Genomic DNA, 13,602 nt, shown 5'->3' with positions numbered 1-13,602 from the left:
TCATCCGATCGCGCCGGTCGGTGTTGACAAGATCGACCGCTAGGCTACACTCAAAATTGTATACAAGATAGCATGCGAAATCAAAAACAAATGGGAACACCGGTTGGAGAGCCGAAAATGAACAGGACAAGAAGCGTTAGCGTTGTTGCGGTTGCCGGCCTCATGGCCTCGCTCGCTGCCCCCGCAATGGCGGGCGACACCATCACCGTCGCCTCATGGGGCGGCACCTATCAGGAGGCGCAGGCCAAGGCGTTCTTCAAGCCGACCGCCGATGCGCTCGGCATCACGATCAAGGAAGACACCACCAACGGCCTCGACGACGTGCGGCTGCAGGTGACCGGCAATGCGGTGAAATGGGACATCACCGAACTCGGCGCCGACGAATGCGCGCGCGGTTCGAAGGAAGGGCTGTTCGAGAAGCTCGATTACGGCATCATCGACAAGAGCGGCATCAACCCGAAGCTCGTCCATGACGACTGGGTAGGCATTTCCTACACGTCGGTCGTGCTCATCTACCGGACCGATGTTTTCGGCGACAAAGGTCCGAAGACATGGGCCGATTTCTGGAACGTCGAGAAATTCCCGGGACGGCGCGCGCTGAGCGGCAGCCAGGCGACGGAAACGCTGAGCGTTGCCGCACTTGCCGAGGGCGTTCCGATCGACAAGGTCTATCCGGTCGATATCGACGGCGCCTTGAAATCGGTCGACAAGATCCGCAGCCATGTCGACGCCTGGTGGACCTCCGGCGCCCAGGCCATGCAGCTGGTCAAGGACGGCGAAGTCGACATGGCGAGCATCTGGAACGGCCGCGCCGGCACCTTGAAGAAGGAAGGCGCGCCGGTCAGCTTCTCCTTCGACCAGGGTGTGCTGACCGCCGACTGCATGGTCATTCCCAAGGGCGCTAAGAACAAGGAGGCGGCGATGAAGGCGCTGGCGATGTTCGTCAGCCCGCAATTGCAGGCCAATCTGCCGCTCTATGTCGACAATGGGCCAGCGAACGAAAAGGCCTTCGAGACCGGCAAGATCCCGCCGGACCGGATCAAGGACATCAATTCGTCGCCCGAAAACGTCAAGAAGCAGGTGCTGCAGGATCCCGAGTTCTGGCGCGACAATCTGGTCGAGGCGACGGAAAAGTTCAACAATCTGGTCCAGCAATAGGCCGCAGCCCAAACCACGGCAGGGCGGCGCCTCGCCCTGCTTCTGCCGCCCCTGCTTAGGAGACGATGATCTTGTCCATTGCGCCATCCGCGCTGCCGATCGGCATGCGCCGGATCGAGAAACGATTTGGCAGCGTGTCGGTGCTGCGTGACCTCAACCTTGATGTCGAGGCCGGCGAATTCCTGACGCTGCTCGGGCCTTCCGGCTCCGGCAAGACGACGCTGCTGATGATCCTGGCCGGCTTCGTGCGGGCCAATGCCGGCTCGATCAGGGTCGGCGATGACGAGATCATCACCACGCCGCCGCACAAGCGCAACATCGGCATGGTGTTCCAGAACTACGCGCTGTTTCCGCATATGAACGTCTTTCACAACATCGCCTTTCCGCTGAAGCAGCGCGGCGTCGCTGCCGCCGAGACGGCCGAGCGCGTCGAGAAGGCGCTCGATCTGGTGAAATTGCAGGGCCTGGGTGAGCGCCGGGTCGACCAGCTTTCCGGCGGCCAGCGCCAGCGCGTGGCGCTGGCGCGCGCCATCGTGTTCGAGCCGCGCATCGTGCTGATGGACGAACCCCTGTCGGCGCTCGACAAGGGCCTGCGCGAGCATATGCAGATCGAGCTGCGTGCCCTTCACCGGCGGCTTGGCATGACCACGGTCTATGTCACGCACGACCAGCGCGAAGCGATCACCATGTCGGATCGCATCGCCGTCATGAACGGCGGACGCATCGAACAGCTCGACAAACCCGAAACCCTCTACGCCACGCCGCGGACGCGGTTTGTAGCCGGCTTCATCGGCGAATCGAATTTCATTCCGGTCGAGTGCCGCAATGGGTCGGTCTGGTACGAGGACAGACGAATCCACACCGCAGCGCCGGCGCCTGCATCGGGCCTGCACCTGATGGTGGTGCGGCCGGAAAAGCTGCGGCTGCTGGCAAACGCCGAACCGCAAAGCGGCGTCAATGTACTCGACGCGACGCTCAGTGACATCATCTACCAGGGCGACAGCTTCGTCTGCTACGCGGCGCTGCGCGACGGTCGCCAGCTGACGCTGCGCGACTATTGCCGCAGCGACGTGCTGGCCAGAATGCCGGCTCCCGGCCAGCCGATCAGTCTCGGCCTCGATGCGCAGGACACGATCCTGGTGGCGGCCGAGCGATGAGCGCGCAATCCGTCCTTCTGAACGAGACTGCGGGCGGCCCCGGTCGGGACCTCAACGCGCAAGCGCTGCGCGCCGATGCGCGGCGCGAGCAGCTCCGGCTGCTGGCGCTGCTGTCACCCAGCCTGTTCCTGGTCTTCGCCATCATCATCGTGCCGATCGGCTGGCTGTTCTGGTTGTCGCTGTTCGACGAGGCCGGCGCCTTCAGCGCCGCCAACTATGCGCGCTTCTTCGAGCAGGCCTCCTACATCAAGACCTTCGTCACCACCTTCAAGGTCGCCTTCATCGTCACCGGCGCCTGTGTCCTGCTTGGCTATCCCCTGGCCTACATGCTGTCGCAACTGCCGCGCCGGGCGGCGTCGATCTGCCTGATCTTCGTCATCTTGCCGTTCTGGACATCGGTGCTGGTGCGCACCTATGCCTGGCTGGTGATCCTGCAGCGCAAGGGGCTGATCAACAGCTGGCTTATCGACCTCGGCGTCATCAGCCAACCGCTGTCGCTCGCCAACAATCTGTCGGGCGTGGTCATCGGCATGACGCATATCTTGCTGCCGTTCCTGGTGCTGCCGCTCTACGCCTCGATGAAGACGATCGACACCGATTGCCTGCGCGCCGGCATGAACCTCGGCGCCGGTCCGGTCGCCACCTTCCGGCAGATCTTCTTTCCGCTGTCGCTTCCAGGACTCGCCTCGGGCGTGGTCATCGTTTTCGTGCTGTGCCTGGGCTTCTTCGTCACCCCTGCGCTGATGGGCGGCGGCAAGGTGATCATGTGGGCAATGCGCATGGAACAGACCACCAGCCTCTATTCCAACTGGGGGGCGGGTGCCGCGCTCGGCGTGGTGCTGCTGGTGGTTACACTGGCGCTTCTTGGCCTGTTCCAGTGGCTGCTCGGCGCGCGCGCCACCGGTGTGTGGAGTTCACGATGAGCGAGGACATCGGCCTGCCTATTTCGCACCGGCAACGCCTGTGGCTCTACTGCCTCGGCGGTCTCGTGCTGTTGTTCCTGATCGCGCCGTCGATCATCATCGTCATCATGTCGTTTTCGGATTCGACGCTGCTGCAATTCCCGCCGCAGCAATGGTCGCTGCGCTGGTACCAGACCTATTTCCAGTCGCTGGAGTGGCGAGACGCGACCATCGTTTCGGTCAAGGTGGCTGTCATGACCGTGTTCGTCGCGACACCGCTCGGCACCGCCGCAGCCTACGCGATCAACAGGGGCACGCTGCGCTTCAACGGCACCATCAATGCGCTGCTGACGGCGTCGCTGATCGTGCCGGTGATCCTGATCGGCATCGGCACCTTCTTCCTCTATGCGCGGATCGGGCTCAACAACACGCTGACCGGGCTGGTCATCGCGCATACGGTGCAGGCCTTGCCGCTGGTGGTGCTGACCGTGCTGTCGGGACTGCGCTCCTACGACATGAACCAGGAACGCGTGGCGCGCAGCCTTGGCGCCGGACGTGTCGCCGCGTTCTGGCAGGTGACCATGCCGCAGATCCGCTTCTCGATCATCTCTGGCGCGCTGTTTGCCTTCATCACCTCCTTCGACGAAGTGGTGGTTTCGCTGTTCATCTCGGGCGGCGAGACCACGACCTTGACGCGCCGCATGTTCAACGCGCTGCGCGACCAGATCGACCCGACGATCGCCGCCATCTCGACCTGCCTGATCGTGCTCTCGGTCGTGCTGTTGTCGGTTGCGCAGATCTTCGGGCGGCGGCATTGATTCAGATGACCAATTCGAAGAAGTGACCAATTTGCAGAAGTGACTAGGGGATATCCAGACAGAATGCGTGATTTCCAGTTTCCCGGCCGCTCGCCGGTTCGTGCCACTGAGGCGGTTGCCGCAACGTCACATCCGCTTGCAACCCTTGCCGCCATCGAGATGCTGCGCTCCGGCGGCAATGCCATGGATGCCGCCGTCTGCGCCGCCGCGGTGCAGGCGGTGGTCGAACCGCAGTCGACCGGCATCGGCGGCGATTGTTTCGTGCTCTATAGCCCGGCAGGGCAAGGCAATGTGCTGGCCTTCAATGGTTCAGGCCGAGCGCCAGCCAAGGCGACGGTCGACTGGTATCTGGAAAAAGGCTTCGACCGCATCCCGCTGCAGGGCCCGCACGCGGTCACCGTGCCGGGCGCCGTCGATGCCTGGAGCCGCCTGCTCGAAGACTATGGCCGCAAGGGCCTTGCCGAAGCGCTGGCGCCGGCCATCCATTATGCCGAAAACGGCTATGTCGTGCATGACCGCGTCGCCGTCGACTGGGCCGAGCCGGAGACCGATCTTTCGGCCGACGAACATGCCGCGCGCATCTTCCTGCCGGGCGGCAAAGCGCCGAAGGCCGGCGACGTCCACCGCCAGCCGGAACTGGCGACCACCTTGCGCATCATCGCCACGCATGGCCGCGCCGGATTCTACGAAGGCGCCGTCGCCGACGATATCGTGCGCCGGCTCAACGAGTTGGGCGGCCTTCATTCGGCCGAGGATTTTGCCGCGACCAGAGGCGACTATGTGACGCCGGTCAGCACCTCCTATGGCGGTCATGACATCCACCAGATGCCACCGAACAATCAGGGGCTGACGGCGCTTTTGATGCTGAATTTGCTGTCGGGCTTCAAGCTTGGCGGGCTGGACCCCAACGGCGCCGAACGCCTGCATCTGGAGATCGAGGCCGGGCGGCTGGCCTATCGCGACCGCGACCGCTACGTCGGCGACCAGGATCATGTCCCGGTGCCGGTGAAAGAGCTTCTCTCCAGCGCCTATGCCGACCGGCTGCGCGCCGAGATCGACCGCGACCGCGCCATGACGCACCTGCCGCGCGTGGACCTGCCCGGCAGCGACACGGTCTACATCTCCATCGTCGACCGCGACCGCAACGCCGTCTCCTTCATCAACTCGACGTACTATTCGTTCGGCAGCGGCGTGGTCAGCCCGAAAACCGGCATCGTGCTGCAGAACCGCGGCTCGAGCTTCCGCCTCGATCCGACGCACCCGAACGCGATCGCGCCCGGCAAGCGGCCGATGCACACGATCATGCCGGGCATGGCGACGAAGAACGGCCGCGTCGTGATGCCGTTCGGCGTCATGGGCGGCGGCTATCAGCCGTTCGGCCATGTCCATCTGCTCACCAACATGCTCGACTTCGGCATGGACCCGCAGCAGGCGCTGGATGCCCCGCGGGTGTTCTACAATGACGATACAGTGGAGGCCGAACGCAACGTGCCCGCCGAAGCGATCGACGGTCTGCGCCGGCGCGGCCACCGCATCACCGAACCGCATCATCCGCTTGGTGGCGGACAGGTGGTGCTGATCGACTGGGAGAAAGGGACGCTGACCGGCGCCTCCGATCCGCGCAAGGATGGTTTGGCGCTTGGCTACTGAGGCGATCCGTTGTCCAATGGCGTATCCATATCGAGGCAAGCCCGTTAGCGGGGCTCCCGCCAATAGTCGTTCGAAATCCAACCGGTGATCATGACCAATATTGCAAATCCCAAAGACCTCTCCCGCCGTCTCGCCGCCGGCACCGATGATGCGCCGGCGATTTCGGCGCCCGACAGGGCGACGCTAACCCATGGCGGTTTGCGCGACCTGATCGCCGACACGGCGAAACAGCTGCATGCGCGCGGCATCGGCCGGGGCGACAGGGTGGCCATCGTGTTGCCGAACGGGCCCGAGATGGCCGCCGCCTTCGTCGCCGTGGCGGCCGCCGCCTCGACGGCGCCACTCAATCCCGCCTACCGGGTCGACGAGCTTGATTTCTACCTGACGGACATCGGCGCCAAGGCGATCCTTGTCGCCGAGGGCGAGACCGGACCGGCGGTGACGGTGGCCGAACGCCTCGGCATCGGCGTGCTGCGGCTTGTCGTGCAGCCCGACACACCGGCCGGCAGTTTTGCCATCGAGGGCCCAGCGATCGGACCGCCGGCAACGCCCGACATGGCGCGGGATGATGACATCGCGCTGCTGTTGCATACCTCCGGCACAACATCACGTCCAAAACTGGTGCCGCTCAGCCATGCCAACATCGCGGCCTCGGCCGCCCATATTCGTGCGACGCTTGGCCTGACGGCCGATGACCGTTGCCTCAACATCATGCCGCTGTTCCACATTCACGGCCTGATCGCGGCCGTGCTGTCGTCGTTGGCATCAGGCGGCAGCATCTACTGCACGCCCGGCTTCAACGCGCTGCGCTTCTTCCAGTGGCTGGGCGAGGCGCGGCCGAGCTGGTACACGGCGGTGCCGACCATGCATCAGGCGATCCTGCCGCGCGCAGCGCGCAATGCCGAGGTGCTGGCAGCGGCGCGTCTGCGCTTCATCCGTTCGTCCTCGGCGTCGCTGCCGGCGCAAGTGATGGCCGAACTGGAAGCGACCTTCGGCTGCCCGGTGATCGAATCCTACGGGATGACCGAGGCCGCGCACCAAATGGCGTCGAACCGGCTGCCGCCGGGCCTGCGCAAGCCGGGTAGCGTCGGCGCCTCCGCCGGTCCGGACGTGGCCGTCATGGCTCCCGACGGGCGACTGCTCAAGGCCGGCGAGACCGGCGAGATCGTCATTCGCGGACCCAATGTGACGGATGGCTACGAGAAGAACCCGGATGCCAACGCCACGGCGTTCGCACATGGCTGGTTCCACACCGGCGACCAGGGCGTGCTGGACGATGACGGATATCTCAGGGTCACCGGACGGCTCAAGGAGATCATCAATCGCGGTGGCGAAAAGATCTCGCCGCTCGAGGTCGACGATGTGCTGATGGACCATCCGGCGGTGGCGCAGGTCGTCACCTTCGCCATGCCGCATGACAAGCTTGGCGACGAGGTGGCGGCGGCGGTTGTGCTGCGCGATGGTATCAGTGCTACCGAGGGCGACATCCGCACCTATGCCGCGACGCGGCTTGCCGATTTCAAGGTGCCGCGCAAAATCCTGATCCTGGACGAGATCCCCAAGGGCGCGACCGGCAAATTGCAGCGCATCGGCCTCGCCGCCAAACTCGGGCTTTGACGATGAAGATCACCATTTTCGGCGCCGGCGCGATCGGCGGCTATCTCGCGGCCAAGCTTGCCATCACTGGACGGACCGATCTTTCGATCGTCGCGCGCGGCGCCCATCTGGAAGCGATCAAGGCAAATGGCCTGCGCCTGATCGAGGATGGCCGGGAAATTTCGGTCCCCGTCCGGGCCGTCGCCAAGGCAGAGGAACTTGGCGCCCAGGACTATGTCGTGGTGGCACTGAAGGCTCACTCCCTCACCCCGGCCCTCGACCAGATCGCGCCGCTGCTCGGGGACCACACATCGGTCGTCACCATGCAGAACGGCGTGCCGTGGTGGTACTTCCATGGCGTTGGCGGGCCGCTCGAAGGCACCAGGCTGAACGCGGTCGATCCCGGCGGCGCAATCTGGCAGCGGATCGGGCCGCAGCGCGTCATCGGCTCGGTCGTCTACCCCGCCGTCGAAGTCGATGCGCCCGGGCTCATCCGCCATGTCGAGGGCAAGCGTTTCTCGCTTGGGGAACCGTCTGGCGAGCGCAGCGAGCGGGTTACGCTTCTGGCCGAGGAAATGGTCAAGGCCGGACTGCAGGTCCCGGTGCGCGACGACATACGCAGCGAGATCTGGGTCAAGCTGTGGGGCAATCTTTCCTTCAACCCGATCTCGGCGCTGACCGGCAGCACGCTGGCGGCGATCGTTGCCGACGACGGCACCCGCACGCTGGCCCGCACCATGATGCTGGAGGCGCAGGCGATAGGCGAAAGCCTCGGCGTGCGTTTCCCCATAGCGGTCGATCGGCGCATCAAGGGCGCCGGCGATGTCGGCGAACACAAGACCTCGATGCTGCAGGACCTCGAGCGCGGCCGGCCGATGGAGATCGACGCGCTGGTGGCCGCAGTCCAGGAACTTGGCCGGCTAACGGACAAGCCGACACCCACCATCGATGCCGTGCTGGCGCTGGTGCGGCGGCTGGCGGTGGAGCGCGGGTGTTATGGGTGAGGGGGAGCGGCGCGTCTAGGCTTGAAGCCGCTGCTCTGTCCCAATGATGTGCAGGGGCGCGCGCTGGTTGATGGCGGCATCCGCTGCAACGGCTAACGACCACTTTACTTTCGGAGCCGTTGCGATCGTCGACCAATACCGCCCAGCTCGGGACAGGCCGGCTTAGGCTCAACTCTCCTCAAGGTTCCGGGATCACTGGCTTGAAGTGCGATCATCGGCCGGTGGCGGGAACTGTCGGCCGACGTCCATGCTTACTTCGGTGACCAGTTTGCGGCGAAGGGCAATGGCGTAGTCGTTTGGCCCCTTCGGCGTTATGACGAAGGCTTGCGAACCGCCAATGACCGATTGGGCAAAGTAAGACGCCAACGGTTGATCGGGATTCTCATCTTGCGTTGGAATGGCGATCGCGTTGATCGTATACCCCTTGGCAATGGCGTTCAGCCTGCTCGGTTGAACAGGAAGCCCATCGTTGTTCTCGCCGTTGGAGGAGATGTCGATTACTTTCTTGGCCGCCTTTCCCGGAAACTGGTCGAGCAGAAGACTACCGACGTCAATAGCGGAGGAAACGGATGTTCCTCTTCGCCCTCTACGGGTAACGCCGGTATCGCCTTTCTTGCTGATCACCGACGCGGCCGCTCTGGCATCCTCCAGCCCGCAGATGCTTGTCCACGGCAGCACAATGCGTGTGTGCCCGGGACTCGACCATTCAAAGTAGGCCACACTGATGCAGCCAACGTAGTTCCGCGTGATGGCCGCGATGATCTCCGGCGAAGTAAGCGCCGCGGCATGACCCTCGCGCTGTAGATCGGCAACCTCTGGATCGATCGAGGACGAGAAGTCGACAGCGAATACAACGGCAACATCAACGTCGGCTGCGTGTGCCTGCAGTCCCCAAAACACCGAAGCTGCAAGTGTCCCCGCCACTCTCAAATACGAATTGATCCGTCTTGCCGGTTCTCTGGTCGATCGTTTCGTCGGCATCGGAATGCCGCTGAGTATCGCCCGAACCTGCCGGCGAAAGCCGGTCGGTGCAGACGTGCGGGGCGGCCGTCGGGTTGGGAATACGTTCGCATCAACCGCAAGGGTCATCACATTCCTCCTTTGGACCTGAATTGAGAGCAAGACGATTCCCCGCCCAGGCTGCAGGCACAGCCGCAAAGGCGGGCGCCGCGTCGAAGGGAACCGGACCGGCCAGCGAGGGCGTGCGTGCCTGCGGCGTTCGATTCGACATTGCGACCGACAGGATCGCACCGAGAATGATCGCGGCACCCAGTGCGCTCCCGGATGAGTTCCGTTCACCGAGGAAGATCGCCGCGCCCAACGCCCCGAAGACGCTTTCGGCACTGACGATCACAGCGGCATGACTAGCGGAGGTGAAGCGCTGGGCGGCAATCTGCATGCCGAAAGCGATTGCGGTGGAGAATACGCCGAGGACTGCGAGTTCCGGGCCGGCTGCAAATGCTGCGGCCAGCGACAGGTTGCCTTGCAGTGCCCCGAGCGGCAGGGCGAAGGCGGCGGCGCCGAGGAACTGTGTCGCCGCGGCAGTGAACGGGCGCGCATGCGCCTGCATGTGCCGACCAAGCTCGACCATCCAGAGCGCATAGCAGCCAGCCGACAGGATGGCGGTGAGGTCGCCGCTGCTGAGACCGGCGATCCCGCCGGACAAGAGCATGGCACCGACCACGGTCAGCCCGGCGGCAGCGGTGAGGCTCGCTGTCGGACGTTCGCCGATGAGCAGCCAGGCGGCCAGTGGTGTCATCACCGTTGCAGTGCTCACCAGGAAGCTTGCATTCGTGACCGTGGCGCCGAGATAGCAAAGCTGCTGAAGCGTGATGGAGATGGCAAACAGAACGCCCACCCTGGCCAGGCTGGAAAGATAGCCCGGCCCGGCGGGCAGTCGCCTTTCGGTCAAGACGAAAGGCAGCACAAGCAGCCCACCGATCAGGCAGCGCAGGCCGACGGCGCTCAGCGGGTCGAGATGAGCAAGTACCGTCTTTTGCGCGACATTGCCGAGGCCCCACAAAGCGGCTGCAAACAGCAGCAGCAAATTGGCTCTAGTCTTGGACACCCGCCACCCCCTCGAGCCAAAGCCTATTGCTGACTCGGCTGGCCCTAATTCAGCGAAGGCTAATTGACCTTGCGTCACGACAGCGCTTGAGTGCGGGGCGCTAGAGTTCCGAAGCGTTAGTTTTGAGTTAGAATTTCGTCAGGCTGGAAGAGCAAATGCAAAATGAGGGCAGTGGCGCCAATATAATCTCACTCTTCGGTGGTTTCCGGATCGAAAATGGGTCGGCGGATCCGCTCCGGCTGACAGGGAAAAGAGGTCCTGCGATCATTGCCTATCTGGCCCGGTGTCCAGGCATGGTGGCGACACGGGAGAGACTGGCTGATCTGTTTTGGGGTGACAGCGATAGCGAACACTCGCGTAATAGCCTGCGGCAAACGCTCAGTGTCCTGCGTCGGGATCTGTCGCGCGCAGGTGTGGATCTTATCCATTCCCGCGGGGACCTAATCGGCCTCGCGCCAGACGCGGTTCGAGTTGACGTGGAGGAATTCGAAGCAGGCCTCTCGGCCCGTTCCGTGCAGGAACTCGAAAAGGCTCTGGCGAACTACACCGGGCCGTTCCTCGACGGGCTTTATCTGGGAAGCAGTGGGTTCGATGACTGGGTCGCATCCGAACGCGACAGGCTGCTGAGCCGCGCACTTGAGGCCTTCGAAAAATTGGCCCGCCTCGTCGACGCGGAAACCGGGGTCATCCTGGTCGATCGTGTTCTGGCCATGGAGCCGACGCGGGAAGAATCCTACCGGCTCAAGATGGAATTGCTCCTCGCATGTGGTCAACACGACAGGGCGATTAGGACATACGAGGCCTGTAGAAGCATGCTGAAGAAGGAGCTCGGCGTCCACGTTGGCCCGCAGACGCGAGCGCTTTGGCAATCCGTGCTGTCTGCCGTCGCCACGGCCTCAAATGCCCAGCCGGCAAATGCTGTTCCAGCCAGCCAGCGCCTCGGGCACCCATCGATCAGCGTTGCCGACTTCATCAATCTGACCGGAAAGCAGGGCGACGATTTTTTCGCCAAGGGACTCGTCCAGGACATCACCACGGCCCTCTCCGAGGTCGCCGACTATATCGTGCTTTCCGCATTTCCACCCGTGGAGAAGAACGGCCCTGCCGAAGAAACCAAAATCCCGGGCATGCTTCGGGCGCAATATGTGCTCAGCGGTAGCGTCCAGAGATCCGGCAATGGGCTGAGGGTGAACATCCAGCTTGTCGATGCCGCCGGCGGCCACAACGTCTGGGCCCAGAAGTTCGATGGCCACTCCGAGAACGCGCTCGAATTCCAGGACAGGATCGCTCAGGCGGTTGTGCTGGCCGTGATCCTCGACCTTCAACTGACCAACTGGAAAGTCCGCGACAAGAGCCCACCCGGTCCCCCTGAAGTGCGCAGGTTGGTGAACGAAGCTCTCATGAAATATTTTGAAATGACCCGGGATTCGCTGTTGGTCGGGATAGAGCTTGCCGAGAATGCTGTCGCGATAGGTCCCGACAACGCTCGTGCGAAGCGAACGCTCTCGGTCTTAATTTCCATGGGCGTGGCGTTTGGCTCGCTGCCCCGGGAGCCAGGGCAAATCGAGCGTGCGGTCGAGCTTGCGGAAGCAGCGGTACGGGCAGTGCCTGACGACGAAATCGCCCGCTGCATCCTGTCCTTCGCGCTCGAAAGTTCCGGTCGCATCGACGAGGCGATCGCCGAGTGCCAACATGCGATCAGCCTCAACCCGAGCTATCCGACCGGCCATGGCGACATTTCGATGCTCTTCGCGTTGCGCGGACAGGTCGGTGAAGCAGTGCGTGAAGCCAACGAGGCAATCCGGCTCGGAACGCATGACGTCATCGACTTCTGGCGTCACCATGGCCTGGCTGTTGCACTGTTCGCCGGCGGAGACGATCGGCGGGCGCTCGAAGCCGCACGCAGGGTGGTTAGGACAAAGCCGGGATTCGTTCGCGGCGCCCTCTACTGGGCTGCTGCCGCGTCGGCAACCGGAAACAACGAAGAGGCCTCGCGGGCCATCCATCATTGCCTGTCACAACTTCCGCATCTCAACCTGGGTAATGTCTGCCCCGGCTTTGTGCCGCGCTATGTGAAGGATCATCATCACGCGAGATTCCTTGAAATGCTGTCGAGGGCTGGCCTTCCGAGCTCCTGAGGAGGTCGCGAAGAGCAGATCGTTGCTAATGAACAGCATGGTCGGGCGCAACGCGTCCTGCAGATCCTTCAGGACCGCTGGACCGCATCCAAACCTATCCGGAACTGTTCACTCCTTCCCCGCCCGCCTGATCACCCGCGCGTAAAATTCACCGACAATGCCGCGCCGGAAGATCAGCACGCACACCATGAAGATCAGCCCGGTGGCGATGGTCACCGGAAAGCCGGAGGTGGCAAGGGTGTTTTCCAGTCCGATGACCAGGCTGGCGCCGATCATCGGCCCGACCATCGTGCCGATGCCGCCGAGAAGCGTCATCAGGATCACTTCGCCCGACATCTGCCAGGTGACGTCGGTGAGCGTGGCGAACTGGAAGACGATCGCCTTGAGCGAGCCGGCCAGCCCGGCCAGCGCCGCCGACATGACGAAGGCGCCCAGCTTGTAGTTGGCGACGGAATAGCCCAGCGAAATGGCGCGGTTTTCGTTTTCCCGGATCGAGCGCAGGATCATGCCGAACGGCGAATTGACGATGCGCCAGATGGCGAAGACGCCGACCAGGAATACGACAAGCACGAAATAATACATGTTCAGCGAGACATTCAGGTCGAGGATGCCAAGCAGGATGCCGCGGGGAACACCTTGGATGCCATCCTCGCCTTGCGTGAAGGGCGCCTGCACGCAGAAGAAGAAGAACATCTGCGACAGCGCCAGCGTGATCATGGCGAAATAGATGCCTTGCCGGCGAATGGCGAAAAAGCCCATGACAAGGCCGAGCAGGGCCGCGCCTGCCATGCCAAGCAGGATGCCCGCTTCCGGCGGCCAGCCCCAGACCTTGACGGCATGCGCGGTGAAGTAGGCGGCGCCGCCAAAGAAGGTGGCGTGGCCGAACGACAGGAGCCCGGTATAGCCGAGCAGAAGATTGAACGCGCAGGCAAACAGCGCGAAACACAGCATCTTCATCAGGAAGATCGGATAGATCAGGAAAGGCGCAACCAGCAGCGCCACGATGCCGAGCCCGACCAGCGTCCATTCAAGCCTTGCCGAGGTCCTGGCCGATGTTTCGCGAAGCGTCAGGTCAGCCACGTCGGATCTCGCTTCCGACATCTCGGATGTC

At 63.4% G+C, this 13,602-nt stretch carries 11 protein-coding genes; 8 read left to right on the top strand and 3 right to left on the bottom strand.

The window, feature by feature from the left end; translation table 11 throughout:
- The first annotated feature begins 117 nt into the window (after positions 1-117).
- From X744_RS147375 to X744_RS147405, 7 genes are all read left to right on the top strand, one after another.
- The gene (locus X744_RS147375) at positions 118-1,158 is read left to right on the top strand and encodes an ABC transporter substrate-binding protein (RefSeq protein ID WP_023761348.1); all 1,041 of its coding nucleotides are present in this window, start codon (positions 118-120) and stop codon (positions 1,156-1,158) included.
- Positions 1,159-1,229: 71 nt separating this feature from the next.
- Complete coding sequence (locus tag X744_RS147380; RefSeq protein WP_023761347.1) at positions 1,230-2,315, top strand: ABC transporter ATP-binding protein; 1,086 nt, start codon at positions 1,230-1,232, stop codon at positions 2,313-2,315.
- The gene (locus X744_RS147385) at positions 2,312-3,238 is read left to right on the top strand and encodes an ABC transporter permease (RefSeq protein WP_023761346.1); all 927 of its coding nucleotides are present in this window, start codon (positions 2,312-2,314) and stop codon (positions 3,236-3,238) included. The genes X744_RS147380 and X744_RS147385 overlap by 4 nt, the downstream gene beginning before the upstream one ends.
- On the top strand, positions 3,235-4,035 hold the full coding sequence (locus X744_RS147390) for an ABC transporter permease (RefSeq protein WP_023761345.1): 801 nt from the start codon (positions 3,235-3,237) through the stop codon (positions 4,033-4,035). The genes X744_RS147385 and X744_RS147390 overlap by 4 nt, the downstream gene beginning before the upstream one ends.
- 63 nt (positions 4,036-4,098) lie before the next feature.
- Entirely contained in the window at positions 4,099-5,685 is a 1,587-nt protein-coding gene (gene ggt / locus X744_RS147395; protein WP_023761344.1) for a gamma-glutamyltransferase, read from the top strand.
- 90 nt (positions 5,686-5,775) lie between these two features.
- Positions 5,776-7,302, top strand: a complete 1,527-nt coding sequence (locus tag X744_RS147400; protein ID WP_023761343.1) for an acyl--CoA ligase — start codon at positions 5,776-5,778, stop codon at positions 7,300-7,302.
- Positions 7,303-7,304: 2 nt separating this feature from the next.
- Positions 7,305-8,285 carry a 2-dehydropantoate 2-reductase gene (locus X744_RS147405; protein WP_023761342.1) on the top strand — a complete coding sequence of 327 codons (981 nt, stop codon included), beginning with the start codon at positions 7,305-7,307 and terminating at the stop codon, positions 8,283-8,285.
- Between the two features lie 192 nt (positions 8,286-8,477).
- On the opposite strand, the gene X744_RS147410 is transcribed toward X744_RS147405, so the two are convergent.
- Complete coding sequence (locus X744_RS147410) at positions 8,478-9,266, bottom strand: DUF1194 domain-containing protein (protein WP_050589578.1); 789 nt, start codon at positions 9,264-9,266, stop codon at positions 8,478-8,480.
- A gap of 91 nt (positions 9,267-9,357) precedes the next feature.
- Positions 9,358-10,353 carry a DMT family transporter gene (locus X744_RS147415; RefSeq protein WP_023761340.1) on the bottom strand — a complete coding sequence of 332 codons (996 nt, stop codon included), beginning with the start codon at positions 10,351-10,353 and terminating at the stop codon, positions 9,358-9,360.
- A gap of 155 nt (positions 10,354-10,508) precedes the next feature.
- On the opposite strand from X744_RS147415, the gene X744_RS147420 reads away from it, so the two are divergent.
- Complete coding sequence (locus X744_RS147420; RefSeq protein ID WP_023761339.1) at positions 10,509-12,491, top strand: BTAD domain-containing putative transcriptional regulator; 1,983 nt, start codon at positions 10,509-10,511, stop codon at positions 12,489-12,491.
- A 108-nt stretch (positions 12,492-12,599) separates the two neighbouring features.
- Here the strand turns inward: X744_RS147420 and X744_RS147425 are convergent, their stop codons facing one another.
- Positions 12,600-13,592: a branched-chain amino acid ABC transporter permease gene (locus X744_RS147425; protein ID WP_031260760.1), complete on the bottom strand. Its 993-nt coding sequence runs from the start codon at positions 13,590-13,592 to the stop codon at positions 12,600-12,602.
- Positions 13,593-13,602 lie beyond the last annotated feature (10 nt).

The sequence above is a fragment of the Mesorhizobium sp. LNHC252B00 genome (assembly GCF_000502955.1).
In the GTDB taxonomy this organism is placed as follows: domain Bacteria; phylum Pseudomonadota; class Alphaproteobacteria; order Rhizobiales; family Rhizobiaceae; genus Mesorhizobium.
The sequence above is the reverse complement of the archived record's forward strand: the minus strand, read 5'-3'. Positions and strand labels throughout refer to the sequence as shown.